Consider the following 25,421-nt stretch of genomic DNA (forward strand, 5'->3'; position numbering starts at 1 on the left):
AGCTCAGAGCCCGGTCCTGACCGCGGAAGAACGGGCGGCCCTCGGCCGCCTGGCCGGGCTGGATCATCAGGTGATCCACGAGCGAAACCGCATCGCCCTGGCCCGGCTGATCGATCCCCTGGAGGCGGTCTCGGCTCGGTGGGGCAACGCGCTGACCGACTCGGCCCGCAACATGCTCCTGATGGAGGTCGGCCGACGCTCCCTGGCTTACTGGGCCTGGGACGAGCAGACCTGGACGGTGTTCGTCGCCTCCGTCACGGGCGAGATCCGTCACCGGCGCCGGGCCCACCTGGTGTCCTGGGGCTACCTCTTCGGCGGACACCGACGACTGCACCACCGGGTCCAGATGCCCAAGCTGCGCCCGCTGGCCGACTTCGTCTTCGGCCACGGAGCCGTCGACCCTGCTCTGGAACAGGTCTGCACGCTGCTGGAACGCTGGGAGACCTCACCGAAATCGCAGCCGGAACTGGTCCGTTCCTCGGTACTCGACGCCCTACTCGGCGCCGGCAGCCCGCGCTTGAAGGACGTGACCCTGGAACTGCTGCAGGACCTGGTCGCCGACCATCCGGCCTCCAGCGCACGGCGCCGCGGGTTCTTCAAGATGTCACGGGTCCTGGCGGCCAACGGCTTCATCCCCGAGCCGCTCACCGGCAGCCATCAACAACGCGGAACGCGTCCGGAGACCGTGGCCTCGGTGCCGCCGGAGTGGTTGGAGATGGTCCTGCGCTGGCGGAAGTTCAGCACCAACGAGCCCAGCACCGTCCGCACCAAGTTCCCCTTGCTACTGGTGGCCGGGCGCTGGGCGGTCGAACGGCACCCGGAGGCAACGAGCCGGCAAGCCTGGACGCGTGACATCGCCGCCGAGTACATCGCGGACACCATGATCGCGGTTCGCGGCCAATGGGCCGGCCACAACCGCAACCGCACCGGCTGGGGCGAGCCCCTGAACGTCGGCGGGAAGGCTGGACGGGTCGACTCCATACGCAGCTTCTTCTGCGACCTGATCGAATGGGAATGGATCACCCCCAGGTTCGATCCCCGCCGCGTCCTGGCTCTGCCGCTGTCGGTGCGGGCCGGCCGCGCCCCAGACCCCCGGATCATCGACGATGCCGCCTGGGCCAACCTCCTGCCCGCCGGACTGACGCTGACCACTGACGACCTGCGCGCCTACGGGACACCACGGGCGAAGGCCGCCGGATGGCACGCGAACTACTACCCGATCGACATGATCCGCGCCCTGGTCGGGGTGTGGTTGTTCGGCGGGCTGCGGATGGACGAGATCCGCCGTCTCGAACTCGAATGCGTCCGCTGGGACCAGGCCACCGACCGAGACAGCGGCGAGACCTACCGCGTCTGCCTGCTGCACATCCCGGCGAACAAGACGACGGCGGCGTTCTCCAAGCCGGTCGACCCCCTCGTCGGTGAGCTCATCGATGCCTGGGCGGACGTTCGCCCTGCCCTGCCGGACATCACCGACCGCAAGACCGCACAGCGACGCCAGCACCTGTTCTGCTATCGGGCCCAGCTCATCGGCTCCGCCTACCTCAACGACAAGCTCATCCCGATTCTCTGCGCAAAGGCCGGCATTCCCGAGTCTGATTCCCGCGGCGCACTCACCAGCCACCGGGCTCGCGCCACGATTGCCACCCAACTCCTCAACGCCAAGGACCCCCTGTCCCTCACTGACCTGCAGCAATGGCTAGGACACAAGCACCCATCCAGCACCCGCCACTACGCCAAGATCCTTCAGCGGACCCTGTCCGCGGCCTACAAGCGCGCCGACTACTTCGCCCGGAACGTGCGCACCATCCAGGTCCTCATCGACCGTGAATCCATCCTCGCGGGCGCTGCCGCCGACGGCGAGCAGCCCTGGAAGTACTACGACTTGGGCGAGGGCTACTGCTCCTACGACTTCTTCGCCAAGTGCCCACACCGGCCGGCCTGCGCACGCTGCCCCTTCTACGTCCCCAAGACCTCAAGCCGCGGCCAACTCCTGACCGTCAAGGACGGCATCGACCAGATGCTCGAACAACTCAACCTCACCGACGACGAACGCGAAGCCCTCGAAGGAGACCGCGAAGCCGTCACCGCCCTTGCCGAACGCCTCGTGGACACCCCCACCCCCGCTGGCCCAACCCCCAAGGACCTCGGAACGACCAGCGCCTTCGTCCCTCTGACCCAGCTCATGAGCACCGCTTCTGCGAAAGCGCCGGGTCAGCACGACAGGCCAGATACCGACCGAAAATCTCCTGACTATCAGGAGTGAAGGTCCACTGCTGCAGGAACGGCCGCAGCTCGGACTCGGTCAGCCACCCGTGCCAGGCCACTTCTCCCGGATCGGGGGCGCCGATCTCCGGAAGCACGGCATCGCACACCCCAAGCCAGTGAGGGCTGAGCCCACCCCGGTTGAGGAACTTGAACCGAAGGCACACTGCCGCCCGCGCCCCCAGCTCCTCACTGAGCTCGCGGGCAGCCGCCTGCTCATAGGACTCGCCGACTCCCGCAGCGCCCCCGACGCCGAGTTCGTAGTGCCCCGGGAAACGGGACAGCTGCTCGGCACGCCGATGAACGAGAAAGCGACCTTGCCTATCGCGGCACACCACCACGCCAACCCGGTGCAGCCAGCCCTCCCGAACAGCGTCCCGCCGACTGACTACCCCCAGCACACGATCCTGCGCATCAACGCGTTCCACGAGTTCATCCACGACGCACACGATCGCAGAACCCACTGACACCCGCCCGGAATGCCCGGACAGGCACGCAGTCGACGGCCGTCGGACCGACCTCACCCCACCGAACGAAAGGACACAGCCCTGTCTCGATTCTCAATAACTTGCCACTTCGCCCCGTTGTCGGTGATGTACCGGGCCGGTAGGTGGGTCACCGCACGGATGGCCTAATCCGCGTCGGGTTCGGGGCCGTAGCGGCGGTCCCACGGGGCGGACAGTGCCTCGTGCACGGTGGTGGCTTCGGCCCGGTACAGAGCGGCTACGTCCGCGACCAGGGTGGCGTGCTACGGCCCCAGCTCTACGAAGGCGGGCAGGGTGGCCTTGCGGATCTCGTGGAACATGACGGGCACGTTGTCGTCCTCGATCGCGGCGTGCAGCCGGGCGGGCCAGATAGCGGGGTGGAACGCCGGCCGGGGGAAGACCCGCCGGTGGATTCGCTCCCTACGCGGGAGCATGTTCATCCTGGTGTTCGCCGGCGAGTTGGGCGATCATCAGGATCAAGCTCAGCGACCTCGAGTGTCGTCGGTCCAACGACACCCAGCGGAACCGGACACCCCGGTGCGGCTTTTGATCGGGTTGTCTCGGGAGTAGCTCGGCGGCGTACGTCATCTTGGAGGTGTCGGACCTTTGTCCACTCGTCCCGAGGCCAAGAGGCTGAAGGATTCCTGTGGTGGGCTGGCGTCGTGGACGACTGCGAGTGGGACGGCCTGCATCCAGATGACTGCGTGTGCTCTCACTGTGTGGGGGAACCGGGAGCTGGATGCGAGGCGAAGTGGCTCGTCGTCCTCCTGTTCGCTCTCGTCGTGCTGATGCTCGGTCTGCTCCTGGTACTCGTCGTCGTACGTCATCGGCCTGGTACTCCCGAAGGTGCTGCCCGGGGACATGTCCCCGGGCAGCACCTTCGGGAGTACCAGGCCAGTTCGGGATCGTGCTCAGGCCGGACCCCCTGCAAGTCGGCACGGAAGGTCCACACCCCCCGAAGGCTGAAGTCGACCGCGACGCACAGCGCCTCGCCCCGCCAGAGGAGTTCGTAGAAAGTGCAGTGTGCCAGCTCCGGGACAGCCTGCCGCACACGCTCGATGATGCCCATCCCTCTCCCCACCCCTCGGCCGCCGCGATCGGAACACCTTGTCGCCGCTTCATACACACACTCCGGGAGCGGATGACATAGGTACGCCCCACAGGCGTACCGTCCAGGGGCACGACGTCCACCCTCGCAGACCCTTTTCGAACAGGTGAATTGAAGTCGGCCCATCTGGGTAACGCCTCCCGGTCGGGAGCGTGTTCGTGAGAGTGAGGCCGAGCGGCGGTGCCGATGCTGACCTGCGAAAGCCGATCGATCCGATTGGCTGCGTGCCCACCGGGGGGCGAGATCAAGTCGGATCGCTGATCGGGAAACAAACCGAAGGTGCCGCGGAGCTGGACCCGGGCGGCTGGGACCGAGCGCCGGTCGGCGCAGGCCGGGACGTGTTCACCCGTAGGGATCGGGAGGCTTCAGGCCGCATCGGAGGCGCGGCAAGTGGGACGACCCTACCGTGTGAAAAGCGGCCTGATCTGTCCGTAGCCCGTACACCCGGGCCTCGTTGGACTTGGTGCAGCACGCATATTCCGTCTCCACAGTTTCTGTGCGTGCGATGCCGGGCGGCCCCGCTCTCAGAGGCAGCGGGGCCGCCCACAAGCGTTCGCTACGGACCACGCCTGTGATCGACCAGCGAGTATGCAGAACCACTTTCCGCGTGCGTCCGTCCGGGCATCCGTGTCCGTCATGCTCCAATGTGTCCTCCGCCTCGACACTCCTCTGTCGTGCATGATCAGGCAGGACAGAGGGGCCATCAGACGGGACGGACGCGTACTGGCGGGACGTTCCTGGCCCCCGGCCCGCGGTTCGCTGCGCGCCGACATGGTGTTGCCTCGCCCGGCCACGACGTGCCGCTGTCCGGGGAAGCGGGAGGGTGGGCCGCGCCATCCCCAGACGGCGCGGCCTGACCTACGTTGCGCGCGAGCCCCCAAGCCGCGCGCCCCGCTGGGGCCTGCCGGACCTTCCCGGGCCGCCCATCACGGATTCTGCGCCGGTTCACCCCGGGTCACACCAGCCCGGAGCAGTGCCGCAGGGCGTGCGGGAGCACATCACCGCGCACAATGCCTCGTCTGCACCCCGGGTGTTGGCCGAAGGCTGCGCAGCGGACAGGCGGACGGGCCCCGGGCCGGTGGTGCCGTGCGGAGCCCGGGAACCAGGCTCAGCCGGGAGCGGCCTCGGGTTCTACGAACAGGATCACGAAACACCAGCAACCCTTTTTCGAACGGGCGAATTGAAGTCGCCTATCTGGGTGGCACCTTCCCGGCCGGCGTGTGAGTGGCGTGCCGTTGGCAAGACCAAGGCACTGGAAGCCCCTGAGGTCCTCTTACGTCCCGCCTGAGAGAGTGCAGGCAAGGAATGGGGAGCTCCAGGGGAGAGCGGTAATACGAGAGGAAGTCACCCGTCGTGAAGAAGCTGCTTGTCCCCACCGCCGCGGTCATGGGCCTGGTCCCGGCCCTTCTGCTGGGCGGTGCCTCCACTGCGTCCGCCACAGGCCACTACAGCTGCAGCAACGGCCTCGCCAACGTGGTCACCTGCAACGCCACGGACGTCGGCCCGGTCATCGTGAAGATCACGGGGAACCGGACGCTGACCGGCAACGAGCTCAGCGTGCTGGAGAACAACCTCAACAACGCCGCCGTCAACGTGACAGCTCTGAAGAACGTGACGGTGAACACCTACAAGTCCTTCAACCCCAGCGTCACGATCAAAAACATCAATGTCTGCATTGCCTCGGTCTGTGGCTGAACCCACGATCTACCCGTACACCTAGTATGACCAGAATGCCGGGGCCCTGTTTATGGGCCCCGGCATTCTGGCATGACTTCCTTCGCGCGCCCCACCGTCCGACGGCTCCGGCCCCGTTCGGCCTTGTGGACCAGTGGTGTCGGCGACGGCCGAAAAGTGGACCAGCCCCACCACCAGCTCCACCATCACCGGCAACACCCCCACCAACTGCCTCCTCAGCCCCGTCATCCCCACCGGCTGCATCGGCTGACGCGGCATCTGTGCCCCGCGTCCCGCGCCGACCGCCGACCCAGACGCAGGACACGGCCCATCCGAGCCGCACTCCGCCGCGGAAGGAGGGGGCGGGTTTCAACTTGTCATGTCAGGACCCCACACAGCTTCTCACCGGTAGTCGTGGGTGATGCTCTTGGGGAGCCTCACGTATCGCTGATCACACTTTCTGGAACCAGATCCCACAGGACCCTGATCTTGGCTCCCTGCGGGCGTGCCGGGACGTACCCTCGAGCTGCGGTGATCTCGATCGGCAGCACGTCGCCGACTGCTGGCCACTTGCTCCCCAGGGTCGGTTCAGTGATCGTAGTCGACTGAATATAGTAGCCCGGGGCCTGGATCGTCAGTCGTAGTTCAAGCTCGTACGTCTGGTCGAAGCCGATGAGAACGGGACCCGCTGGTACTTCCTCTAGGTGGGCGATGCCGAGCTCCCAGCCTGGGGTGGGCGTCATCAACTGGCGCCAGATGTACGTCAGCGCGGAGGTTTCCCCTCTTCGTCGCTGACGCTCGATCTCAAGCTCGTGTTGCAGGGTGAGTACCGTGTCGGATTCGGTGCTCGCTGCCGCCAAGTCCGGTTGAGTCTCTAGCGCGTATTCGGACCGCTGGGGCGTCAAAGGCGTTGGTGATCCCTCGGCGGCAGCCACCCACAGTGATCGGAACTCTGCGAGATCACCCCCGAGGACTTCGACGATCAGTTCGAGTTGGCCCCATCTCGGGATCTTCTCGCAGCGCACCACTGAGCTCACTGTGGTGTGACTGATGGCCCTGTGGGTGCGTCGAGATAGCTCACGAAAGCTCGGCTGACCACTGTGCAATCGCAGCCGTTGCAATCGGCTGCGCAGGACGTCCAGCCCGTCACCGACGCTTGAACCGCCCGACGGAGCTACGGATAAGTCACTCATGGTAGCCAACAGTGTGCCAAGAGTGTCAAATTCTGTAAAGAAGTCCAGGCAGGCTCGCGGCGACGGCTTGGCCCAGGGCCCGATGCCAGAAGGACTTTGTACAGAAGCGGTGACTCTTGGTCGTACGTGTCAGAACGCCTCGCCCATGCACCAGCCTTGAGTCAGCCGCCCGTTCGCGGCTCCCGCGACCGGACTCCCAGGCCAGAGTTGTCACAGTTATGCCGGCCCGGCGTCCGCGCGATTCCCTCTCCGCTGAAAGGGGTTCTCAACCGATGATGCCTGACCTCACCGCGCCCGTGTTGCTTGCTGGAACACCGGTCGCCCTCCTTGCTGGGGTGTACCTCTGGTCCGCCGACCCGGACCGGCGCCGCCGAGCCTGGCGGCTGCTGCGACTTCTCCTGCGTCGCTGAACGGCTGAACCGCCGGAGGTGTTCTAGCCGCAGGTGGCACCGGAAGCAGCTGCGTCAGGAGGCGGTGTCGGGGTCGATGCCCTGCACACGGGCAAGGGCGAACAGGACTCGCTCGATCGTGTCCAGACGCTGGGTGATCGACCGGTTCCCCGACGTGCCGATGGCGGTGGCGAGGGAATCGATGTTCCCAAATGCCGTGCGCTGCTGCTTACGGATCGCCGCTGTCCCTTTCGCCATCCCCACCTTCCGGCCGACCGAGCTCAGCTGGCGTTGGGGTCCCGGCCGATCAGCCGGGTCAGCAGCTCAACGATCTGCGCCTGATTGCGATCAATCCGCTCGCCGAGGCCACGGACGTCACCGGCGAGGTCGCTCACTTTCGCGTCCAGGTTGCCCACCTTCTGACCAAGGTTGCCGACCTACAGGCGCAGCGCGGTGAGATCGCTCTTGACGATCCCGAACTCCCGGTCCGTCCGCTCCGCCACGTCTTCAAAGCGGCGGGTGAGAGCGGCGATCTCGCCCTGTGCGATCGGGACCTCGGGCACGCGGGTCTCCTGCCAGATCATGAGATGGGACGGTCATCAGGGACCCTCCACGATATCGGGGACACCGTGCCGGTCGAGACCAGGGGACGATGCCGGGGCTTCGGAGAAGCAGCCGCCCCGAGGCCGCCGACGCCTCCCGCACCAACGACGTTCTCGCCCGCCCCCTCAACCCTGCGCCCTCCACAGCAGAGCCGTGCTTTTGCTGGGCATGGCCGGATCAGTCAGCGACAGCACGGTGACGTACAGGTCCCCAGGCGCACGACCATGCAGGTCCGCTCCGGCCTCGGCGGAAGGCGGGCACCGCACTCCGCCCGTCTCGTACCAGTCGATGTTCTTCGTGGCGTACTCCCATTCGTCGTGCTCGAACTCGAGCTTGTCGATCACCTCCTGGATGTCGTAACGGAAACCTTCGTCCATCTGGTCCAGCACAGCGCGGTAGGCGGCGGCAGCGGGCTTGGCTTTGGCCAGGGGAAACATGCCTATGTGCGGGCCGTCCACGGGGTAGGGGATGTAAAAGGGGATCTCCTTAGGCGGCCCGGAGAACAGGTGGTCGTGCAGCAGTAGATCGGCGCTCACGTTCAGGCGGCGCAGTTCGTCGTCCACCAGGCCGAAGAAGGTGGAGGGCTTGGAGTACACACCGAGATCACTGGGATCCAACGCATTGCAGTCGATGATGTGTTGAAGGGCCCGGTGGTAGGCACTGGACGCGTACTCGGCGTCTGAACTCGCGTGACCGGCCAGGAGGTGGTCGAGCGCGTCGGGAATGGACAAGCCCCAGTCGATGCCCTGGCGGTCGAGCTCAAGCCGGCTCCGCTGCGCCCTCTCACGCATCATGCCGATGATGCGCTCCTGGTCGGACGTAAGGCCTCCGGCAGCCCCGAGAAACCCCAGGACGTCAGCTTTGTCGGCAGTGCTGTATGAGATGATCCGGCTCATGATCACTATGCTGTCAGCCGCCACTGACACTCAGCAGGCGGGCGGCACGCCCACGACCCGGCCCGCCCCAGCGCCCCCACCGCCCGCGACCCCATCCGCCTCCCGAAACGGCCCGGACTGAACCTCTCAGCCCGCAACCGGACCCATGGCTGACCACACAGGCGATGAGACGAAGAGCACGACGCGGGGTTGGGGCGTCGCCGTCTTGCAGGAACAAGGAAAACCGGCAGTGCCCTTCCCGGCGCCTATGTCAACCTGGCCGGTTGGTCATCGGGCGAGGGGTGGAGAAAAAGTGGCAGCACATGCGCGAGCCCTGGCCTGGAGCAGTCGTCACAGCGGTGGCCGGCGTGCTCGGCGACACCGCGCAGGGGCTGACCGGGCGGGAGATCGGTCAGCTGCTGGCAGCCGTGCGTGTGCCGGACGTGGAAGGCGGCAACAAGCGGGACCGGCCGGCCGGGGGGCTGCTGGCGCAGCAGGCCCGTCAGCAGGCGTCGAACTGCGTGATCGCGTTCATCAACGCGGCGATGGCCCCGGTACGTTACGCGCAGCAGCCGCAGACGTTCTCGCGCCGACAGGACGATCTCAATGAGGTCCTCGTCCATGTCGGGTTGCGGGTGAACGCCGAGGGGAAGCTTGCCCGGGGGCCGGCGGCGGCCACCCTGGATGAGGCCGCGCAGCACGCCAGTTCGCTGCGGGCCGAGCTGCGCCGCCGCGCCACGCATCCGGAGGTGCTGCGTTACTGCACGCTGGAGATCTTGGCCAAGAATCCCTTCCACGCCAGCCTGGAGGCGGTCAAGTCAGTGGCTGACCGGCTGCGGCAGCTCGTGACCAGAGCCACCGCACCGAGGCCGATGTCCTCGGATTCCCCTTCAGCCGGGGCCGGAGCCACCGTGGAGATACGGCGTCGGCGCGGTGCGCGCGTGCCCACGATTCCGAGTCCCCTTCGGTGGCCAGGCCGCCGAGGCACACAACGCCGACGGGCTTGCCGTCGACGTCGACGACCGGGAGGAACCGAGCCGCGTGTTCTCGCATCACCCTGGCGACCTGATCGACCTCGTGGTCCGCACCGACGGTGACCAGATCCTCGCTCAGCGCCTGGGCTATGGTCGTCTGCTCAGAGCTTGCCCCGTCCGCGAGAACACGGACCACCAGGTCGCGGTCGGTCACGAGTCCTTTCAGCTGGTCGCCATCCTCACCAGAACAGTCCCGACGCGCTTGTCGCGCATCAGTCGGGCCACCGATGTCACCGTGGCCTGCAACTCCACGGTCACAGGAACGTCGTCCATGATGTCGCGCACACGCTGGGCCATGACGGGCCCCTTCCACTCGTGCGGTGCCGGTCACCGCACTCGGCCGCCGGGTGCCCGCCCCTGCCCGCCTCACCGTCTGCGCACGCGCAGTACGTGCTCGGGGCCGGTCCCTGACCAGCGCCCAGAACGGCGGTGTCAGATGGGCTCGCCACGTCAGTCAGACGCCCACCGCGCAGATATGCCGCGCTGACGAGCGGCCTCATGCCGGAGCGCCGCGCCCGGTGCACCAACTCCTGCGCGAGCTCGAGGTCTCCGGCGGCTGCCCGCCCGGGCGCCACCTAGGACAGTAGCCGCTCCACCTGTGCCGCAGCCGGTACGAGTTCCCCGCGCGCGGGATCGAGGCCGTCACCACGGAAAGGGTGAAGAGCGGGCAAATGGGGACTCGCAAGGTGCGAATCACTACTCCCAGAGGAGCGTGCCACCCATGTCCACAGGAACACTTCTGGCGATCATCATCGCGATCGTGGTGGTGCTCGCCCTGGCCGCTGTGGCGGTCTCACTCATGAGGCGACGCCGTCACCTCCGTGACCGCTTCGGCCCGGAGTACGAACGCACCGTCGAGGGATCCGACAGCCGCCGTGCTGCCGAGCGCGAACTCAGAGAGCGCGAGAGGCGGCACGATGCGCTGGACATCAAGCCGCTGCCCCCGGTCTCGCGTGACCGCTACACACAGGACTGGAGCAGCGTCCAGCAGGAGTTCGTGGACCGGCCGGAGGACGCGGTGCACGACGCGGACCGGCTGGTGACCTCCCTGATGCACGACCGCGGTTACCCGACCGAAGGGTTCGATCAGCAGATGAAGGACCTCTCGGTGGAGCACGGGCGCACCCTCGAGCACTACCGGGCCGCGCATGAGGTGGAGTCTCTCAGCAGCAACCACCAGGCGACGACCGAGCAGCTGCGCGGTGCCATGATGCACTACCGCGCGCTGTTCGACGAGTTGCTCTCCGACGGCGGCCGGGCCCAGCACGCCCGGTCCTGACCGACCCCGACTTGGCACGAAGGAACGCCATGCACAGCAACGACGACACGGGCCGCACCAGCGGCGGTCTGACCACCGAGGACCTCGCGCAGCCCTCCGGCGCCACCACCGCGACGCCGGGACAAACGGAGGGGACCTCTTCGAGAGCCCCGATCTACCCCGGTGAGGGCACCGCAACGACTGAGGCGCCGAGCCCGGCCGACGAGGCCGGCGGGGGCCGGTCCGCCGCAGACGGCTCCGGTACCGAAGCCGCCACAACCGGCGTCGCCGGCACCCCGGACACCTCGGGCACCTCGGGCACCTCGGACGATGAGGCTCCGCAGCTCCTGATGGAGGACGAAGAGCGGGACTTCCGCGACCGCTGGCAGAAGATACAGACCAGGTTCGTGGACGACCCCCGCGAGGCCGTGCACGACGCCGACGCCCTCGTCGCAGACGTCATGCAGACCCTGGCCACCACGTTTGCTCAGCACAAGAAGGACCTGGAGGAGCAGTGGGGGGAGGGCGAGCAGGTGGACACGGAGGAGCTGCGCAGGGCTCTGCGTCGCTACCGCTCCTTCTTCAACCGGCTGCTCAGCACGTGAGCAACCGCTTCTTTCCCCGAGCCTGGGCCACACAACGGGCGCGTCACACAGCTCATGGCCCGGGCCATCACAATCCGTCCGGCCCGGTCGCCATCACCCGGGCCCGGGTCGTCACCCAGTCGGACCTACTCTTGGGGGTCCTGTGGGTCCACGCCGGTGACTGCTGATGCGTCCATGGTCCCGCTCGGGCGCTGGGATCGCCCTCTGGGGCCGGTGTCGTGCATGCCATCGTTGCGCGACTTCTTGGCCCTTTCCTTGCCCCGGACACCGATGCTCTCGCCCGGGTCCGCCGCGACTCCCTTCTTCTCCTGCTTGGAGGCCTTCTTGCCCGGACCCGGCTTGGGAGCGTACTCATCGGGACGGAAGGACCGGTGGGCGCTCGGGTTCTCCTCTTGGCCGGTCTCGTCCACATCCGAAGCCCAGCCCGCCCTTGTGTCGGCTCACATCACGCGAAGGATCGGATGGCTTGCGCTGCTTCGCCATCATGAGCTGGCCTCCCTCGGGTGCCTGTCCGCAACCACGCACCCTTCAACCGCAGACGAATCGGGTGTTAATGGCCCATGGAAGCGTCACCCTCCGCAGTCCTGTGGTAACGCGATGCGATTCGCGGGGATCGAACGCGGCAAAGCGGCACGTGGAGGCAGGTGCGGGTGGACCAGGTGGAGGACGACTGGAGGACAAGCCGGAAAGAGGGTCGTCGTCATGTCACGCGTCGGGCCCGGTGGCGGACCGCGCCGAGCCGGACCTCGGCCGGGAGGCTGCTCAGGCTCGCGGATTCTCGGGCGTGGCGCAGCGTCTCCCGGCTCAGTTGATCCAGGGCCTTCGTCGGTTCGGCGTGCGCTTCGAGCTGTATATCTACTCGCGCGACAGGCGCATCGGGTCTGCCCGTCAGCCGTACGTGGGCCTGCGCGATGCCGTCCATGGCTTCAGCCTCGGCGGACAGGACGGACTCCAGCGCTCCTCCCCGCAGTCGGGCGCTTTCTCCGTCGCCACTGTCGACGAGGGTCATCGCTAGGCGGTGCCTGCGCATTTGGGTCAGCAGCCACCACAGCAGGAGGATCAGCAGCAGGGCCAGCACGGCGATGACGACGGGCCACCACCACAGGTGGTCCCGGAACCGGGTCCGCCCCTCCACTCCGAGCACCACGTCGTGGGGCCCCCGGAAGGGCCACCAGGTGGGCACTTGGAAGTTCCACCGTCGCTGGAGGTCGAGCCCGCCGAGCAACACCGTAGCGCCCAGCACGAACAGGCCGGCCCCGATCAGCGCCAGCAGCACCCGGTTGACCGTCCTGATCATGTGTTGTCACCTCTTCTTCGGTCGTCGGACGTCAAGGGACAGGGCCGGCGGCCGGGCGAGCCCGAGTTGCCGTACGCCGTTTGACAGTGCCGATTCCAGGTCTGCCCGGACCTCCTCGAGATCACGGAAGTGGGACCGGATCCTCGCTCTGATCTTGTGGCGGCCCACATCGATCCGGGCCGACTGGACGCCCGGCACCTCCATGGCCCGGTCGCGCAGCACGAGTGCGACGGCGGAGCGACTGAGCCCGGCTCGAATGTCGGCAGCCCGCATATCAGCGGGCGGCTGCATCGGCAGCAGCCGCCTTAGTCCCGGGGTCACCGCAAGGACCAGCAGCCACAGGCCAACGGCCATCGCCAGCGCTGCGCCGCCGATCATCCAGCCGTCGTCGAGGGGGCGGGACGCCAGTTCGTCGGCGAGACTGCGCCGCCAGCTCATCGCCGGCCGGCCGGCCCGGACGGCCACCACGTCGTACAGGAGGAGCCCGGTGACCGCGGCTGCGAGCAGGGCCACGATCGCGGCGGGCACGCGTCGCGTGGACCAGAACCGGCGCACACGCTGCACGGTGGCCGGTGCGCCTGGTTCGAGCTTGTCGGCCAGGGTGGGACGAGGCCGCTCCATGTCGCCGGCCACCACTCGCTGGGTGGCAGCCTCCGGCTCCAATTCACTCATCTGGTCCTCCCGGTCATCACGCCCCGCGTGTGTGGCGAGTGCAGCTGCTCGACCGTCACCACGACTTCTTGAACCTTCACGCCTGCCAGTCGGCTGACCTGCTCGCTGACTGCGCGACGGACCGCGCCGCACTGGGCACCGATATCGGACGGATATCCCAGCTCCAGCACGACGTGCACCCGCGCCTGGCCAAACACATGCTCCCGCTCGGGCGCAGGGCGCACCGACACGGTCGCGTGCGGCTTCGAGCGGCCGGAATAGACGGACGGCGCGGACTCGCCATACCTGCTGAGTGCCTCACGCGCCGCCTGGGAGGCGATCTTCGCGACGACTCGATCGGCGACCCGGGTCGCACCGCGCGCGCCTCTGGGTACCGCCGCCGGAGGGGCGGTCTGCGGCTGCGACACCGTTCACCGCCGCCGGTCGACGCGATCGCGGCTGCGGACGAAGTGTCCGAGCTCAAAGTCACCGTCCGCAAGTCCTCCGGCGACGAACCCCACGGCGCCGAGCGCCGCCACCAGGAGAAAAGCTCCGAAGCCGCCGAAATAGCCGGCGAAGCCGAGCCCCATACCGGCAAGCAACCCCACCACGGCCATGCTCATCGTGCGCTCCTTCGTGATTCACCAGACCGGCTACCGCAGCCGTGGCTGCTCTTCCTCTTCGTCCTCTTCGTCGGGGAGCTTCACGTCGCTGACCGCGATGTTGACTTCGACGACTTCCAGGCCTGTCATCCACTCGACGGCGGAGATCACGCTCTCCCGCACGGCGGCCGCCACGTCCGCGACCGAGACGCCGTAGTCGATGACGATTTCCAGATCGATCGCCGTCTGCGTCTCGCCGACTTCGACTTTGACGCCGCGGGAGACGGACTTGCTGGTACCGGGCACGCGCTCCCGCGCGGCACCGAAGGCCCTGGAGATGCCGCTGCCCATCGCGTGCACGCCGACCACATCGCGGGCCGCTATCCCGGCAATCTTCTCGACGACGCCGTCGGCGATGGTGGTCCGGCCCCGCCCGCCGGGCTCGCCCCGCCCCGCCGCGACGTTCTTCTTGGCGGTCTCCGCCGCCACCTTCATGCCGAGGGGCGCGCGCTGGTTCTGCTGTCCCATCTCAGCCATAATCGTCACCTCTTCTACCTTTCAGAACCCTTTATCCGAGTCCCCACGTTAAGCTCGATTAGTCGGCAATCAGGAAAGTCCAGGACGCGTAGTCCCCTCTTGCTCGGCGGATGGCGTGAGCGGCCACATGAGAGGCGGCTCCGGTCGTGTCTGGACACCGGGATACGGAAGGGGTGAGAGGCGATGGCGTCGGACAGGTGGGCGCCGACCGTACGACAGCAGATCGGCCGCGGCCGCCTCCTCCCGCTCGGCGGACCCGAGGACGGCGCCTGGATCACCGAGAGCGCGGTCGGCGAGGCGCTGAGCCGCGCGGCCTACGAAGTATCCGGAGCCCAGCTGGGCACGGTGCGCGTGCGTCTGGACGACCCGGAAACAGCGGCGGAGCCTTCCGTTCCGGCGCCCTGGACCGCACTGCCGCCGGGACCACTGCGCATCGAAACCGAATTCTCGGCACCGGCCGGGCAGCCCCTGCCAGACTCCGCGGAGCAGCTGCGGCAGGCGCTGTTCACCGCGTCGCACGAACGCCTAGGACTGGTGACCGCCGCGATCGACCTGCACGTGACAGACCTCCTGGACGACTCAGCCCCGGCAGCCGGGACCACGCCACAGCACCCCTCCCCCATCACAGATGCCCGAACCGGGGCATCCCACGTCGCGGCTCCAGGCCCCCTGCAGCCGTCACCGGGCGAGAGTCCGGTACGAGCACTGGCCGTACTGCTGGCCGATGCGGCAGCGGCCGTACCCGGCGTGACCCGCCTGGCCGCCGTTTCATCACCGCTCATGCCCCACACCAGGGAAAGCCCCGCTCACCCCGTCCGCATCAGGGACAGCAGCGACCCCCCGGGGAGACACGTCCAGATCGAGCTGGCGACCGACGCGACCCATCGCTGCCTCGACGTCGCCCGCGCCGTCCGCGCAGTCGTGACCACGGCGGTGACAGCCGACGCCCCCGGCCCGGTGACCGTCGCCGTCATCGTCACGGCAGTAGAGGCCAGGGGCTGACGAACCTGACCGGCGAGACACACCCCGAGTCGGCGGCTTCGATAGCGGCCGGCGCGGCGACGCCGGCCGTTGTCCCTGGGCTCGAGGCTGATCTCCGAAAAGGTCCGGCGATGCCCAGAACGTAGCCAGATCCACGAGGCCGTGGAACCCACTTCCTCAGGGCCTGCATCAGCGGACCGGCACGCCGACTTTGTTGATCCGAGGAAGGACTCGCCAGTCCCGAGTCGTCTCGTCGACCACTGGGCGCACGGAGCACAACCCGGAAGCGGGGCGCTCTAGTGCACGGACGGCTTGATCGAGGAATACCGCCCGCTCCTGATCCCAGGTAGGGGATGAGCTACAGGGTGTCGCGCTGCGCGGTGGGAGCGTAGGCGCGATCCAACCCCGCACCAGGCGCAAGCCAACGAGGCGTCGGCCCACGGTGACGGTCGGCACAAAGCTCAGGTCTGCTGAATCCGGCGTCGGCCGACGAGCAGCCGCTGGGCTGCGGAGAGTACGCGGGCCGTGCCTGCGGTGGCGTGGAGCGCCGCGCGAGCCGCGTTGGCTCCGCACGCGCCATGGACTCCTCCGCCCGGATGTGCGGAAGCTGACGCCAGATACAGGCCCCGGACGGGAGTTTCGGGGCGTCCCGTACCCGGCACCGGGCGGAAGATCAGCTGCTGGTGCAGGCTGGCAGTGCCTCCGTTGATCGCGCCGCCGTGCAGATTGGCATCGAGGGCCTGGAGCGTCGGGGGTGCCAGGATTCTGCGTGCCCTGATCAGCGAGCGGAAGCCGGGGGCGTAGGGCTCCACATGCCGTTCCATGCGGTCGGCCATGGCTTCCTGTTCGCGCTCGTCCCACGTGCCGTGGATGTCGTCCTCGCCGGCGTCGGCGGTGATGGTCTGGGGTACGTGCGTGTACGCCCAGGCGGACTCGGTTCCCTCCGCTGAGCGACCGGGATCCGATGTCGTCATCTGTCCCAGGAGGGTGAAGGGTGGTCGGGTACCTGCCCGGTGGCGAGCTGACCGGCGAATCGGGTGAGGTCGTCGACACCATCTGCGAGGTGCACCGTGCCGGCCCCGGCGGCCGCTTCGGCATTCCAGGGGATCCGGCCGCCGCCAGGGGAAGGCGTCGGCGGCGGCCGGAGACGGATGATCAATATGGCCGTCTGCATGGACGCCTCTAAGCGCCACCGCCACGACGCACAAACCCTGTCGGCCCCATGCCGCGCCATGCTCACCATCCCGGTCGGACCGCTGACCACGGCCCGGCACACCGCGTCAAGCCCGGAAGGCAAAACCGGACCCAGCCGCGGCCGAGCAGGTAAAGAGGCGGAATGTTGACGGCTCCTGCGGGCACTCGTGGGTCACCAACTCATGAGGGGGTGCCAAACCGTATGGAGATCTCAGGCATCATCAGCGCGATCGTCATCGGTATCGTGATCGGCGTCCTCGGCCGGCTTGTCGTCCCCGGCCGCCAGCGCATCGGCATCCTGTGGACGATCGTGATCGGCATCGTCGCGGCCTTCATCGGTACGGCCATCGCATCGAGTATCGGTGTCGCCGACACCAAGGGCGTCGACTGGATCGAATGGCTCTTCCAGATCGCCCTGGCCGCTCTCGGCGTGGCCGCGCTCAGCAAGGTGAAGCTGCGCCACTGACAACTCGCATCCCCCACGCACAGGCTTGCCGGCGGACCTGGTCATGTCCGCTGGCAGGGTGCCCCGCCGGGCGGGGGTAGTGCCTGCTGAGGGAGTGGCTGGACCGCCTCGCCTCCGTCGGCCAAGGCGCCACTCCTCGCAGGACCTCACCAGGGCGAACGCCCGCAGCACACCCTCAGCGCAGTAGCCACCACCAGGCCGCGGGCGCGCCCCCGGCCCCACCCGCGCGGCCCCCAAGGCTTCCCCGTCCCGAGGTGCGCCAGGCACCGACGGCTGCGACCGTATGAGTGAGCAAGGATGGTCCGGACGGACGACGACGGAGGCAAGCACCATGCTGACGGCGTATCTTCCGCTCCTGCGGGAACTGGTCGAACGGTGCGAGACACTCAGGCGGCAGGCGACATCCGGCGGCGGCCCACAGACCGCGCGTCAGCTCGAGGACGCGACCTACACACTGTGTGTACTCACCGGCACCCGCCAGCTGGACACAGCCCTGTATGTAGCCCGCCGGCAGCTGGCCGAAGCCATGGCACAGCACGGTTCCCCGCACCGCTGAACAGCGCTCAGGGCGCCCCGCAGCATCGTCAGCAGCGGCCGCCGCCGTGGCGCCGTCGCCGTCCTGACGGATGCCCCGTCACGAGGGGTCCGTCAGTGACACGATGTGCATGGGCGAGAGCGACGAGGGCGAGGCCGATCGCATCTTCGAGCTGCAGGAAGAAGTCCACCAGCTGAAGGCGGCAGTCGCCTCCCACGCCGTCGTGGACCAAGCGATCGGGATGGTGGTCGCTCTGGGCCGAGTGACCCCGGACCAGGGGTGGCAGGTGCTGAAGGAGGTCTCCCAGCACACCAACATCAAGCTGCGCAACGTCGCGGACCTCATCCTCATCTGGGGACGCACCGGCGACATGCCCCCGCAGATCCGCGCCGAACTGGAGGATTACCCTCGACCGGCATGGACCGACACAGATTCCGGGCACACCGCCAGAATGAAGTTCAACCCACCCAGTGCTGCGTTTCCTCAAAGGATGTACACCCAGCAGCGTCCGGCACACTGCCGTCACCGGCATCCGCCTGCGCCGACCCGCAACGGAGGTCGCGGCTGGGGCGGCCGGCTGACCGCTCAACCACAGCGCGGCGTGCGGCAGGCCGGATGGGTGATCACCACATTGGGTGTCATGTGCGTGTCCACCGCGGCCACGGTCTGACCCCGGTCCCGCAACTCCTGTCCGGATGACGGGAGGCGCCCGCCGGCGGCAGGTCAGCGCACGAAGTGATGCCGGTGCGAGCGCCGCGACCAGCGCCTGCCGAACAGCACCACATCGGCCACCAGCACCACCGCGCCGATAATCAGGAGGTAGAACAGCCCGTTCACCGCCACGCCGATGAGTCCCAGGATGACCGCCACGAGGACCAGGAAGAGGAAGAGCGCCACAGGTGACCACATCCTCCGACAGGGCCGGTCAGCCACGCGCCAGACGGCGCCCGTGTTCGGCACCGGACTCGTACGGCTGCTCGTAGTGTTCGAAGATCTCGTGTTCCCGCTCGACCGGCAAGACGTCGTCCATACCGATGGACGGTGCCTTCTTCACCTGCCCCCTCGCGTGGGCGACTTTCACATAGCCAGGTCCCAGAGTCGCCTCGTCAAGAGGGACGAAGACGAGCCTGTGCCTGGTCGGCAGCCCGGTACGGACGGTGGCCATGGCAGGTGCGTCGGTGACGGTGTCCACATAGACCGCTTCCAGAGCGCCGATCTTCCGGCCCCTGGGATCGATCACATCGCGGTTGCGCCACTCGCGGACGTCGGCTGAGTGGATCATGCCTCGCTCCTCGCAGCCCCTGACCCGCGGGCAACTCCACACGCGAGTGGAACCACACCTTCACTTTACTCCGGCCGCCGACGCCTCCGGCAGATCATGCGCGGACGTGAGGCTTGGCACGCCCTCCCCCACCCTCAACCACACTCGCACAGGGGCACCGACCAGGCCCCAGCCATTGCCGGTAGCCACCCAGGGCTCCAGCGCCCGCTTCGCCGCACCCGACAGCCGACGCCTACCCTCCGCGTGAAGGCGGACGAAAACGCGGCCAGAGGAGAATGCCGCCGCTCGAGCATGCTCCTCCGGCAGCTGAACAGGACACCGTTCGCCGATGTCCATGACGATGATCGCCTCACCAAGATGCGGCCACCCTCACTCGCCGTCGGACGACTCCTCGCCCTCGTCCGTCGAAGCCTCCGTTTCCCCGGAACTCGCTTCGGCCGCAGACTCCTCGCCCTCAGATTCAGTCGCCTCGGATTCCGCGCTCTCCCCGGTCGCAGGGGCTTCCGCCTCCGCACCCTCCGCGGCCTCCGCCGCCTCAGCCGCAGACTCCTCGCCTTCAGGTTGAGTTGCCTCGGGTTCCTGGGGTGTCTGTTCGGTGTCGTTCATGTCTTCACCTCCTCCTGCGGCGTGCAGTTAAGGAGTTCCTGGTGTCGGTCACTGAGTTCCACCGACCCAGAAGCGCGCAGATTTATGCGCTTTATTAGCTTTGTCATATTCCTCGAGGGTGAGGATGTCAACGGACTTTGGGACAAAGGTGCAAGCGCGAGCATCAGGGGACGGCGGTGGCCGCCGACTCCAGCGGTAGAGGGACGCCCCCAGGCTTTCCCCCCGTCCAGCGCCGCCCTCCAAATCGCCCAAGAAGGCGGCACGTTGACGGGCCGGCTCCAGGTGGAGGGAACCAGGCAGCCCGGACCCTTTCCCGGCGGGGACAACCGCGCAAGGTCAGGGGCCCGTAGACGACCTGCACGAAGAGCGGCCTCCCGGGCCGCACTCCAGCGGATAGGCCTACCCAGGGCCTACTCGGGCCTCCACACTTCGGGGCCACCGCCATGCCATTCGATAAAGGGCGACTCGGCCACATCCAGCTCATCGACCCCAGGCCACCCGGCACCCTGAAGGAACACCGCCAGATCGCGCAGACCATAGGCCGTTCCCAGGCGCTTCCCGTCCGCGCAGATCTCCCGGCCGCCCCGTTCATCGGGCGCGGACACGATCACCAACCGTTCCGTCACGCTCCCAGCCTCAGCCCCGACCCGGGCCACCGCATGCGCAGACACCCACCCCGGTACGACGCCGGCGCCCAAATCGTGGCAGAGCGCCTTGGGTCACACCGCCCACACCATTGACGGGATGAACCGCGCCGGCGGAAGCAGCGACGAGCCCTCAGGCCTGCCCAGCGGACACGGCCAGGAACGAGTCGCGGTGCTTCAGTACGAGCACAACTGCCCCCGCCGCCCACTCGCATGTCTGGCCCGCTTGCATCCGCCGGCGGTTCGTGGGCTCAGGACTTGCCGCGGCCGGTGACGAAGTCGCGGGCCCGGTCCACCAGGCCGACGCCCGGTGCAAGGAGCTTGTTCGCGGGCGGGGTGTCGGGAGCGGAGGGGTGCGGGCGGGTCGGGGCCATGGCCTTGGCCCGGCGGACCTTGTCCCCGAGATCGCCCAGCATCCCGGACGAGCAGGCCTGGCGCAGCATCGGGAAGAGGTTGTTCTCCTCGTCCTGGACGTGGGCGGACACCTCCTCCATGAGCTGCTGCAGCAGCGGGCTCATCTGGGGGTCGCCGGCGTCGGTCCGCTCCAGCTGTTTGAGGATCTCCTCGACCCGGCGGTGATCCGCGAGCTCCTTGTCCGCCAGCCGGTCACCGCCCTCGACGTACTCGCGCACCGCCGGGTACAGGTACTGCTCCTCGGCAACCGAGTGACGCACCAGCTCGATGGTGACCTCGTCCACGAGATCACGCAGTTCCTGCCCTCCACCGGTCATCTCTTCGATCCGGGCGAAGATCTCCTCGACCTCTCGATGGTCGGTCATCAACTCCTCGAGCACGTTCCCGCCATGTCCCATCGTGCATCCGCCTCTTTCCCGTCGTGTCAGGGCGGGCCGCTCCCGCCCAGCAGAGACTGATTCCACCCCGCACGCACCACGCGCAGCCGCGCCCTGGCACCTCACCCGATCAGACCCATCCCCTTGGGCGTCGACATGATCTGCATCCGCGTCCGGCACAGCCCGGCTGCCGCAGCGGCAGGGTCAGGCCGCACGTCCTGGCCCTGCTGAGGGAAACCGCCGCCCGGCCTCGGGGCCGTGGGGCTCAATCCGGCGGCCGGGTTGTCAGCGGCCGAGCGCGTTCTGCAACTGTCGCTTGGTCATGTTGGAGCGGCCGTGGATGTTGCGCTTCTTGGCCTCCTCGTACAGCTGGTCCCTGGTGGGCCCTTCCGCGCCACTGTGCGAGCGCTGCCCGCCGCGCTGGGACGCCGACTTCGGGTCACGCGTGGAGGTCTTGCTGGCGGTCCTCGACTCACCCGACCTGGCCCGTTCCTTGTTGACCGTGCGCGCGGCGATCTCCTTGGCCCGCTTGGTCGACTCGCCACGGTCCTCGGCGCTCTTCTTGATGTGCTCGTACTGCCGCTCCCGCTTGGAGCTCGATCCGGCCGGCATGGTGTTGCTTCCTTTCCTGAACAAGGAGATCGGGGTTGGATATCGGTAGGCACCCCGCTCATCTCGGCGTTCGTCCGGGACTACGAGTTCCCCGGTGAAGCCCCCAACGCACGCGAGGCGCCGTATACCCGTCCGGACGGCCCATCCAGCATGCCCGCCACGGTTTCGGGAACCGCAAACCCATGGGTCTGAACCACGATGAGGCACCCGTCCTGGACGCACTCGCCCGCTATCACGACGCCGACGAGCTGGGATTCAGGCCACCCGGGCACAAGCAGGCACGCCGCGCGGACCCCCGTGCTCGGGGATACCGTCTTCTTCGGCGACGTCCTGGCCAACGGCGGTCTGGACGACCGGCTGACCCGGGGCCGCGTACTGGAGCGGGCCGAGCACCTCATTGCCGATGGGGTGCATGCCGATCACACATTCTTCGCGACGTGCGGCAGTTCCCTGTCGGTCAAGGCCGCCATGCTGGCGGTGACCTGCCCCGGCAACAGGCTCCCGTCGGGCGCGACGCCCACGAATCGGTCATCGCCGGGCTCATCCTGTCCGGCGATGACCCGGTGTGGGTGGAGCCCCAATGGGACGCCATGCGGCACATCGCCCATCCCCCGTCCGCAGCCACCTACGAGAAGGCGTTCACGCAGCATCTCAATGCCGACGGGGCTCTCGTCACCAGCCCGACCCCGTACGGATCCGCGGCCGACCTCACGGGCATCGTGGAGGTCTGTCACCGCCGGGGAAAGCCGCTCATCGTGGACGAGGCATGGGGAGCGCACCTCCCCTTCCACGACGACCTGCCCTCATGGGCCATGGACGCAGGCGCCGACATCTGTGTGACGAGCATCCACAAGATGGGCAGCGGCCTGGGGCAGGGCTCGGTGTTCCACCTCCAGGGTGACCTCATCGATCCCGCCGAACTCGCCTCGCGGGCCGACCTGCTCAGCACGACCAGCCCGAACGTCCTGCTCTACGCCGGCATCGACGCCTGGCGTCGGCAGATGGTCCAGCACGGCCACGCCCTCATCGGCCGGGCCCTGGAACTGGCCGCACGCACGCGCATCGCCATCGAGTCGATCGACGGCTTCCACGTCAACGACGCGGCAGACTTCTGCGGCCCCGACCTCGCCGCCGGCTTCGACCCCTGCCGGTCGTCATGGACATCAGCAACCTGGGCACCACCGGCTACCGGGCCGCCGACTGGCTGCGCGAGCACCATCACATCAACGTCCACCTGGCCGACCACCGGCGCATTGGCGCCCAGCTCACCCACGCCGATGAAGCAGACCACCACACGTCTTCTCACCGTCCTGCACGATATGGGCGACCACGCCGCCGAACTGCAAGGTGCCCCTCAGGTCGCCGTCCCCTGTCCGGCCGACCTTCGGCTGGACCAGGTCCGGCTGCCACGCGACGCCTACTTCGCACGCCACACAACATCCCCGCTGCCGAGGCCGCGGGCAGGATCGCCGCCGAAATGATCACCCCGTATCCGCCCGGCAGCCCCGTCGTCCTGCCCAGCGAACGCCTGACCGGGCCCGTACTGGAATACCTCCCACCACCGGCGTCAGAGCCGGCATGTTCCTGCCGGACGCAGCCGACCAGCGCCTGAACACCGTCCGCGTCGTCGCGGAAAACTGATCCGCACGCCGAACCGGCGGTGCCGGGCTGTGTTCCCGTGGTGGCTGCGGCGCGCCGGATCAGGCGGTCATCCGGTTCTCCCGGCCTCGTCTGCGTGTTCAGCGTCGTGCTGGACCAGCAGGGAAAGCAGATCCGCCACGGTCAGGTCCGCCTCGGCCGGGTGGCGCAGAATGGTTCCCGGCCGGATGTGATAGGCGTTGGAACGGCCTTCACGCTCGTGCGTGAGGTAACCGTCCGCCTCCAGGTCAGCAATGATCTTCTGGACCGCGCGTTCGGTGAGCCGGCAGTGCGCGGCGATGTCGCGGACACGGGGCCGGTGGTTGCTCGCGATCATGGCGAGCACCCGGGCGTGGTTGGTCAGGAATGTCCACCCCGCGTGTGGCTCGGGTACTTCTCCCATACAGCCAGGGTAGGCCCAACCATTCACGTGTCCAAAAGGATGAAATAAGATTCCGGTATCTCTTGACAGGTCACGGCGGGCTGGCACAGCCTGGATCCGGAAGCGAACGCCAACGACACCACGCGGGAGCTGATGCTTCCCCGGCAACGAGCCAGGGAGGTCAAGATCGTGAGCTCAGCACCGGTCGACCACCCCACAGCAGTACGAGCAACACCACCAGATCTCCTGATCCATGCCTCGGCCCATGGCGGGCGCGTCCTCGTGACGATCCGCGGCGATCTTGACCTCAGCGCGGAAAGGGAAGTACAAACCGCGCTGCGGCACGCCCTCGGGCAGAGCACGCGCGGTGTGGACCTCGACCTGAGCGGCATAGCCTTCTGCGACTGCTCGGGCCTGAACTGTTTCCTCACCGCCCGGCGCCACGCCCTCAAGGCCGGCAAGACACTGACCATCCGCGCCGCCAGCGCCCCGATGCAGCGTCTGCTCAGCGCGTCCGGCACATGGCCCCTGTTCACGCTGCAGCGCTGCTCCCCACGCCCGTCGGCCGGCACCCCCGAAACGGCCGCAGCATGCTGGGAGGATGCCCTGGACCACGAGGACCTGCGTACCGAGGTCGTTCAACTGCGCCGGGCAATGCAGACACGCCCTCTTATCGACCAGGCCACAGGCGTCCTGATGGCCACGTTCAGCCTCACCGCCCAGGACGCCTTCAGTGTGCTGGTCGCCGTCTCCCAGAACACCAACACCAAACTCGTTCACATCGCAGAGAACCTGGTGACCACGGTCCAGGGACAGCCGCTCCCCGACGCAGTCCAGCAGCAGGTGGCCGCAGCCGTCACCGCTCTCCGCGCCGGAGCCACGCCCTCCGATTCCCCGCAACGAGAACAGCCTGTCCACGAGGACGGGGACGGTGACCGTACCGTCCATCTGGCCGGGTGGTCGCCGGGGTCGGCTCAAGCCGTGACAGAACGCCCAGTCCACTGTGATCACGCCGATCGCCATGGCCGAAGCCAGCCGACAGCCCGGCACCAGAGCGAGGGCCAGGCGGCCCCGGGCTCGTGACCATGACGTTCCGGGATCGCCCTTGCAGGCCGATTCACCAGAGACAAGGCGCGGCCCCGGCCCGCCGCCGGGCAGGGTGAGGGGCCAAGGCCGCTGACACGCAGGACGCCTCGTGCCACCAGCACAACGACACGGCCCTGCCGCCCGACACGAAAGCGTCAACCCACCAGGCACATGGGCAGCCCGATCACTGACCGCACACGCCGTCGGGCGACCGGGAAAAGCCAGCCGCCGCCATGACCGCCGACGCCACCGAGGCCGGGTCCCCGCTGGCCACCCACCGGAAGCGGACCACCAACATCACGTCGTCAACGCTCTCGCACACGAACCCGTCCACGACGCCCGGATCTCCCGGCCGTCCACGCAACACCACCTCACCCGGCTCATCCTCCACCGCGATCTCCTGATCGTCCGCCGTGTCGGGACCACCCAAGAACGCATACACCCAGTGCCCCATCGCCCAACCTCCTGCCCGACCAACGTGCGGCCCGCCGATCAGGCACGAAACCAAGCCATGGAACCGCCCGAACGGCCAGAAGCACTCACCCAGCGAGGGCCGAACCCGAGCACGGACGCTACCAGTTCGAGGTCGATGTCTGAGTGACGCGCACATGGTGCTGGGCTCGTCCTT

Annotated in this window: 32 protein-coding genes and 4 pseudogenes; 11 read left to right on the forward strand and 25 right to left on the reverse strand. The window is 67.9% G+C overall.

Translation table 11 applies throughout. The features are described 5' to 3' along the window. Window positions 1-70: 70 nt before the first annotated feature. A complete protein-coding gene (locus ACZ4EG_RS36580) occupies window positions 71-2,266 on the forward strand; it encodes a tyrosine-type recombinase/integrase (protein WP_467793654.1) in 2,196 nt (731 codons plus the stop codon). On the opposite strand, the gene ACZ4EG_RS36585 is transcribed toward ACZ4EG_RS36580, so the two are convergent. From ACZ4EG_RS36585 to ACZ4EG_RS36595, 3 genes are all read right to left on the reverse strand, one after another. Further along, the gene (locus ACZ4EG_RS36585) at window positions 2,184-2,693 is read right to left on the reverse strand and encodes an NUDIX domain-containing protein (RefSeq protein WP_467793768.1); all 510 of its coding nucleotides are present in this window, start codon (window positions 2,691-2,693) and stop codon (window positions 2,184-2,186) included. The two genes, ACZ4EG_RS36580 and ACZ4EG_RS36585, sit on opposite strands and share 83 nt — an antisense overlap. 320 nt (window positions 2,694-3,013) lie before the next feature. After that, window positions 3,014-3,184: a hypothetical protein gene (locus tag ACZ4EG_RS36590; RefSeq protein ID WP_467793655.1), complete on the reverse strand. Its 171-nt coding sequence runs from the start codon at window positions 3,182-3,184 to the stop codon at window positions 3,014-3,016. A gap of 150 nt (window positions 3,185-3,334) precedes the next feature. Continuing rightward, entirely contained in the window at window positions 3,335-3,577 is a 243-nt protein-coding gene (locus ACZ4EG_RS36595; protein WP_467793656.1) for a hypothetical protein, read from the reverse strand. 1,634 nt (window positions 3,578-5,211) lie between these two features. Between ACZ4EG_RS36595 and ACZ4EG_RS36600 the strand changes: the two genes are divergently transcribed. Then, complete coding sequence (locus ACZ4EG_RS36600; protein WP_467793657.1) at window positions 5,212-5,553, forward strand: hypothetical protein; 342 nt, start codon at window positions 5,212-5,214, stop codon at window positions 5,551-5,553. A 416-nt stretch (window positions 5,554-5,969) separates the two neighbouring features. On the opposite strand, the gene ACZ4EG_RS36605 is transcribed toward ACZ4EG_RS36600, so the two are convergent. The 5 genes from ACZ4EG_RS36605 to ACZ4EG_RS36625 form a co-directional block, all read right to left on the reverse strand. Then, window positions 5,970-6,560, reverse strand: a complete 591-nt coding sequence (locus ACZ4EG_RS36605; protein ID WP_467793658.1) for a hypothetical protein — start codon at window positions 6,558-6,560, stop codon at window positions 5,970-5,972. Window positions 6,561-7,189: 629 nt separating this feature from the next. Next, entirely contained in the window at window positions 7,190-7,372 is a 183-nt protein-coding gene (locus ACZ4EG_RS36610; RefSeq protein ID WP_467793659.1) for a hypothetical protein, read from the reverse strand. Window positions 7,373-7,395: 23 nt separating this feature from the next. After that, on the reverse strand, window positions 7,396-7,530 hold the full coding sequence (locus ACZ4EG_RS36615) for a hypothetical protein (RefSeq protein WP_467793660.1): 135 nt from the start codon (window positions 7,528-7,530) through the stop codon (window positions 7,396-7,398). A 21-nt stretch (window positions 7,531-7,551) separates the two neighbouring features. After that, window positions 7,552-7,698, reverse strand: a complete 147-nt coding sequence (locus ACZ4EG_RS36620; protein WP_467793661.1) for a hypothetical protein — start codon at window positions 7,696-7,698, stop codon at window positions 7,552-7,554. Window positions 7,699-7,842: 144 nt separating this feature from the next. Next, a complete protein-coding gene (locus ACZ4EG_RS36625; protein ID WP_467793662.1) occupies window positions 7,843-8,613 on the reverse strand; it encodes a DUF7691 family protein in 771 nt (256 codons plus the stop codon). Between the two features lie 524 nt (window positions 8,614-9,137). On the opposite strand from ACZ4EG_RS36625, the pseudogene ACZ4EG_RS36630 reads away from it, so the two are divergent. After that, a pseudogene (locus ACZ4EG_RS36630) lies at window positions 9,138-9,437 on the forward strand (TIGR02391 family protein); the annotation flags it as partial. On the opposite strand, the gene ACZ4EG_RS36635 reads toward ACZ4EG_RS36630, so the two are convergent. Together ACZ4EG_RS36635 and ACZ4EG_RS36640 are read right to left on the reverse strand one after the other, a co-directional pair. Then, window positions 9,406-9,645, reverse strand: coding sequence for a hypothetical protein (locus ACZ4EG_RS36635; RefSeq protein WP_467793769.1), 240 nt, complete (start codon window positions 9,643-9,645; stop codon window positions 9,406-9,408). The pseudogene ACZ4EG_RS36630 and the gene ACZ4EG_RS36635 sit on opposite strands and share 32 nt — an antisense overlap. A gap of 143 nt (window positions 9,646-9,788) precedes the next feature. Beyond that, a complete protein-coding gene (locus tag ACZ4EG_RS36640) occupies window positions 9,789-9,923 on the reverse strand; it encodes a DUF294 nucleotidyltransferase-like/CBS domain-containing protein (protein WP_453561808.1) in 135 nt (44 codons plus the stop codon). Between the two features lie 424 nt (window positions 9,924-10,347). On the opposite strand from ACZ4EG_RS36640, the gene ACZ4EG_RS36645 reads away from it, so the two are divergent. Continuing rightward, on the forward strand, window positions 10,348-10,905 hold the full coding sequence (locus tag ACZ4EG_RS36645) for a hypothetical protein (protein ID WP_467793663.1): 558 nt from the start codon (window positions 10,348-10,350) through the stop codon (window positions 10,903-10,905). A gap of 29 nt (window positions 10,906-10,934) precedes the next feature. Beyond that, a complete protein-coding gene (locus ACZ4EG_RS36650) occupies window positions 10,935-11,489 on the forward strand; it encodes a hypothetical protein (protein WP_467793664.1) in 555 nt (184 codons plus the stop codon). 125 nt (window positions 11,490-11,614) lie between these two features. On the opposite strand, the gene ACZ4EG_RS36655 is transcribed toward ACZ4EG_RS36650, so the two are convergent. The 6 genes from ACZ4EG_RS36655 to ACZ4EG_RS36680 all read right to left on the reverse strand — a co-directional run bounded on the left by ACZ4EG_RS36655 (window position 11,615) and on the right by ACZ4EG_RS36680 (window position 14,534). Then, on the reverse strand, window positions 11,615-11,899 hold the full coding sequence (locus ACZ4EG_RS36655; protein ID WP_467793665.1) for a hypothetical protein: 285 nt from the start codon (window positions 11,897-11,899) through the stop codon (window positions 11,615-11,617). A gap of 290 nt (window positions 11,900-12,189) precedes the next feature. After that, on the reverse strand, window positions 12,190-12,786 hold the full coding sequence (amaP, locus tag ACZ4EG_RS36660; RefSeq protein WP_467793666.1) for an alkaline shock response membrane anchor protein AmaP: 597 nt from the start codon (window positions 12,784-12,786) through the stop codon (window positions 12,190-12,192). Window positions 12,787-12,792: 6 nt separating this feature from the next. Further along, on the reverse strand, window positions 12,793-13,458 hold the full coding sequence (locus ACZ4EG_RS36665) for a DUF6286 domain-containing protein (protein ID WP_467793667.1): 666 nt from the start codon (window positions 13,456-13,458) through the stop codon (window positions 12,793-12,795). Further along, the gene (locus ACZ4EG_RS36670; RefSeq protein ID WP_467793668.1) at window positions 13,455-13,865 is read right to left on the reverse strand and encodes an Asp23/Gls24 family envelope stress response protein; all 411 of its coding nucleotides are present in this window, start codon (window positions 13,863-13,865) and stop codon (window positions 13,455-13,457) included. The genes ACZ4EG_RS36665 and ACZ4EG_RS36670 overlap by 4 nt, the downstream gene beginning before the upstream one ends. A gap of 3 nt (window positions 13,866-13,868) precedes the next feature. Beyond that, entirely contained in the window at window positions 13,869-14,060 is a 192-nt protein-coding gene (locus ACZ4EG_RS36675) for a hypothetical protein (protein ID WP_453561798.1), read from the reverse strand. A gap of 30 nt (window positions 14,061-14,090) precedes the next feature. Beyond that, the gene (locus ACZ4EG_RS36680; RefSeq protein ID WP_453561819.1) at window positions 14,091-14,534 is read right to left on the reverse strand and encodes an Asp23/Gls24 family envelope stress response protein; all 444 of its coding nucleotides are present in this window, start codon (window positions 14,532-14,534) and stop codon (window positions 14,091-14,093) included. A 225-nt stretch (window positions 14,535-14,759) separates the two neighbouring features. Here ACZ4EG_RS36680 and ACZ4EG_RS36685 point away from each other — a divergent pair, with 225 nt between their 5' ends. After that, window positions 14,760-15,578 (forward strand): hypothetical protein, encoded by an 819-nt coding sequence (locus ACZ4EG_RS36685; RefSeq protein ID WP_467793669.1) that lies wholly within the window; start codon window positions 14,760-14,762, stop codon window positions 15,576-15,578. 440 nt (window positions 15,579-16,018) lie between these two features. Here the strand turns inward: ACZ4EG_RS36685 and ACZ4EG_RS36690 are convergent. Then, a pseudogene (locus ACZ4EG_RS36690) lies at window positions 16,019-16,671 on the reverse strand (phytoene desaturase family protein); the annotation flags it as partial. A 282-nt stretch (window positions 16,672-16,953) separates the two neighbouring features. Between ACZ4EG_RS36690 and ACZ4EG_RS36695 the strand changes: the two are divergent. The 3 genes and pseudogenes from ACZ4EG_RS36695 (at window position 16,954) to ACZ4EG_RS36705 (ending at window position 18,207) form a co-directional block, all read left to right on the forward strand. Beyond that, on the forward strand, window positions 16,954-17,217 hold the full coding sequence (locus ACZ4EG_RS36695) for a GlsB/YeaQ/YmgE family stress response membrane protein (RefSeq protein WP_450823734.1): 264 nt from the start codon (window positions 16,954-16,956) through the stop codon (window positions 17,215-17,217). A 331-nt stretch (window positions 17,218-17,548) separates the two neighbouring features. Further along, window positions 17,549-17,773 carry a DUF5133 domain-containing protein gene (locus ACZ4EG_RS36700; RefSeq protein WP_467793670.1) on the forward strand — a complete coding sequence of 75 codons (225 nt, stop codon included), beginning with the start codon at window positions 17,549-17,551 and terminating at the stop codon, window positions 17,771-17,773. Between the two features lie 109 nt (window positions 17,774-17,882). Further along, window positions 17,883-18,207 (forward strand): annotated as a pseudogene (locus ACZ4EG_RS36705) (ANTAR domain-containing protein). Between the two features lie 268 nt (window positions 18,208-18,475). Here ACZ4EG_RS36705 and ACZ4EG_RS36710 read toward each other — a convergent pair. The 6 genes from ACZ4EG_RS36710 to ACZ4EG_RS36735 all read right to left on the reverse strand — a co-directional run bounded on the left by ACZ4EG_RS36710 (window position 18,476) and on the right by ACZ4EG_RS36735 (window position 21,687). Continuing rightward, window positions 18,476-18,649, reverse strand: a complete 174-nt coding sequence (locus ACZ4EG_RS36710) for a hypothetical protein (protein ID WP_453561791.1) — start codon at window positions 18,647-18,649, stop codon at window positions 18,476-18,478. Between the two features lie 28 nt (window positions 18,650-18,677). Then, window positions 18,678-19,034 (reverse strand): PRC-barrel domain-containing protein, encoded by a 357-nt coding sequence (locus ACZ4EG_RS36715; protein ID WP_467793671.1) that lies wholly within the window; start codon window positions 19,032-19,034, stop codon window positions 18,678-18,680. 369 nt (window positions 19,035-19,403) lie between these two features. Continuing rightward, window positions 19,404-19,640 (reverse strand): hypothetical protein, encoded by a 237-nt coding sequence (locus ACZ4EG_RS36720; protein ID WP_467793672.1) that lies wholly within the window; start codon window positions 19,638-19,640, stop codon window positions 19,404-19,406. A gap of 410 nt (window positions 19,641-20,050) precedes the next feature. Next, window positions 20,051-20,266: a hypothetical protein gene (locus tag ACZ4EG_RS36725; protein WP_467793673.1), complete on the reverse strand. Its 216-nt coding sequence runs from the start codon at window positions 20,264-20,266 to the stop codon at window positions 20,051-20,053. 269 nt (window positions 20,267-20,535) lie between these two features. Next, window positions 20,536-21,096: a hemerythrin domain-containing protein gene (locus ACZ4EG_RS36730; protein WP_467793674.1), complete on the reverse strand. Its 561-nt coding sequence runs from the start codon at window positions 21,094-21,096 to the stop codon at window positions 20,536-20,538. A gap of 264 nt (window positions 21,097-21,360) precedes the next feature. Further along, window positions 21,361-21,687, reverse strand: coding sequence for a plasmid stabilization protein (locus tag ACZ4EG_RS36735; protein ID WP_467793675.1), 327 nt, complete (start codon window positions 21,685-21,687; stop codon window positions 21,361-21,363). A gap of 182 nt (window positions 21,688-21,869) precedes the next feature. Here ACZ4EG_RS36735 and ACZ4EG_RS36740 point away from each other — a divergent pair. After that, window positions 21,870-23,328, forward strand: a pseudogene (locus ACZ4EG_RS36740) (aminotransferase class I/II-fold pyridoxal phosphate-dependent enzyme). Window positions 23,329-23,395: 67 nt separating this feature from the next. Here the strand turns inward: ACZ4EG_RS36740 and ACZ4EG_RS36745 are convergent. Next, the gene (locus ACZ4EG_RS36745) at window positions 23,396-23,728 is read right to left on the reverse strand and encodes a helix-turn-helix transcriptional regulator (RefSeq protein ID WP_453561781.1); all 333 of its coding nucleotides are present in this window, start codon (window positions 23,726-23,728) and stop codon (window positions 23,396-23,398) included. Between the two features lie 168 nt (window positions 23,729-23,896). Between ACZ4EG_RS36745 and ACZ4EG_RS36750 the strand changes: the two genes are divergently transcribed. Further along, window positions 23,897-24,790, forward strand: coding sequence for an ANTAR domain-containing protein (locus ACZ4EG_RS36750; protein WP_467793676.1), 894 nt, complete (start codon window positions 23,897-23,899; stop codon window positions 24,788-24,790). 187 nt (window positions 24,791-24,977) lie between these two features. Here the strand turns inward: ACZ4EG_RS36750 and ACZ4EG_RS36755 are convergent, their stop codons facing one another. Beyond that, complete coding sequence (locus ACZ4EG_RS36755; protein WP_467793677.1) at window positions 24,978-25,247, reverse strand: hypothetical protein; 270 nt, start codon at window positions 25,245-25,247, stop codon at window positions 24,978-24,980. Window positions 25,248-25,421 lie beyond the last annotated feature (174 nt).

The sequence above is a fragment of the Streptomyces sp. NPDC025638 genome (assembly GCF_055558775.1).

Excerpts from the sequence above, each read along its gene's own strand:
- ACZ4EG_RS36590 (WP_467793655.1), bottom strand. The coding sequence starts at position 3,184 with ATGCTCCCGCGTAGGGAGCGAATCCACCGGCGGGTCTTCCCCCGGCCG.
- ACZ4EG_RS36595 (WP_467793656.1), bottom strand. The coding sequence starts at position 3,577 with ATGACGTACGACGACGAGTACCAGGAGCAGACCGAGCATCAGCACGAC.
- ACZ4EG_RS36610 (WP_467793659.1), bottom strand. The coding sequence starts at position 7,372 with ATGGCGAAAGGGACAGCGGCGATCCGTAAGCAGCAGCGCACGGCATTT.
- ACZ4EG_RS36620 (WP_467793661.1), bottom strand. The coding sequence starts at position 7,698 with ATGATCTGGCAGGAGACCCGCGTGCCCGAGGTCCCGATCGCACAGGGC.
- ACZ4EG_RS36625 (WP_467793662.1), bottom strand. The coding sequence starts at position 8,613 with ATGAGCCGGATCATCTCATACAGCACTGCCGACAAAGCTGACGTCCTG.
- ACZ4EG_RS36635 (WP_467793769.1), bottom strand. The coding sequence starts at position 9,645 with ATGCGAGAACACGCGGCTCGGTTCCTCCCGGTCGTCGACGTCGACGGC.
- ACZ4EG_RS36640 (WP_453561808.1), bottom strand. The coding sequence starts at position 9,923 with ATGGCCCAGCGTGTGCGCGACATCATGGACGACGTTCCTGTGACCGTG.
- ACZ4EG_RS36645 (WP_467793663.1), top strand. The coding sequence starts at position 10,348 with ATGTCCACAGGAACACTTCTGGCGATCATCATCGCGATCGTGGTGGTG.
- ACZ4EG_RS36650 (WP_467793664.1), top strand. The coding sequence starts at position 10,935 with ATGCACAGCAACGACGACACGGGCCGCACCAGCGGCGGTCTGACCACC.
- amaP (WP_467793666.1), bottom strand. The coding sequence starts at position 12,786 with ATGATCAGGACGGTCAACCGGGTGCTGCTGGCGCTGATCGGGGCCGGC.
- ACZ4EG_RS36665 (WP_467793667.1), bottom strand. The coding sequence starts at position 13,458 with ATGAGTGAATTGGAGCCGGAGGCTGCCACCCAGCGAGTGGTGGCCGGC.
- ACZ4EG_RS36675 (WP_453561798.1), bottom strand. The coding sequence starts at position 14,060 with ATGAGCATGGCCGTGGTGGGGTTGCTTGCCGGTATGGGGCTCGGCTTC.
- ACZ4EG_RS36680 (WP_453561819.1), bottom strand. The coding sequence starts at position 14,534 with ATGAAGGTGGCGGCGGAGACCGCCAAGAAGAACGTCGCGGCGGGGCGG.
- ACZ4EG_RS36685 (WP_467793669.1), top strand. The coding sequence starts at position 14,760 with ATGGCGTCGGACAGGTGGGCGCCGACCGTACGACAGCAGATCGGCCGC.
- ACZ4EG_RS36695 (WP_450823734.1), top strand. The coding sequence starts at position 16,954 with ATGGAGATCTCAGGCATCATCAGCGCGATCGTCATCGGTATCGTGATC.
- ACZ4EG_RS36700 (WP_467793670.1), top strand. The coding sequence starts at position 17,549 with ATGCTGACGGCGTATCTTCCGCTCCTGCGGGAACTGGTCGAACGGTGC.
- ACZ4EG_RS36715 (WP_467793671.1), bottom strand. The coding sequence starts at position 19,034 with ATGATCCACTCAGCCGACGTCCGCGAGTGGCGCAACCGCGATGTGATC.
- ACZ4EG_RS36720 (WP_467793672.1), bottom strand. The coding sequence starts at position 19,640 with ATGAACGACACCGAACAGACACCCCAGGAACCCGAGGCAACTCAACCT.
- ACZ4EG_RS36730 (WP_467793674.1), bottom strand. The coding sequence starts at position 21,096 with ATGGGACATGGCGGGAACGTGCTCGAGGAGTTGATGACCGACCATCGA.
- ACZ4EG_RS36735 (WP_467793675.1), bottom strand. The coding sequence starts at position 21,687 with ATGCCGGCCGGATCGAGCTCCAAGCGGGAGCGGCAGTACGAGCACATC.
- ACZ4EG_RS36745 (WP_453561781.1), bottom strand. The coding sequence starts at position 23,728 with ATGGGAGAAGTACCCGAGCCACACGCGGGGTGGACATTCCTGACCAAC.
- ACZ4EG_RS36755 (WP_467793677.1), bottom strand. The coding sequence starts at position 25,247 with ATGGGGCACTGGGTGTATGCGTTCTTGGGTGGTCCCGACACGGCGGAC.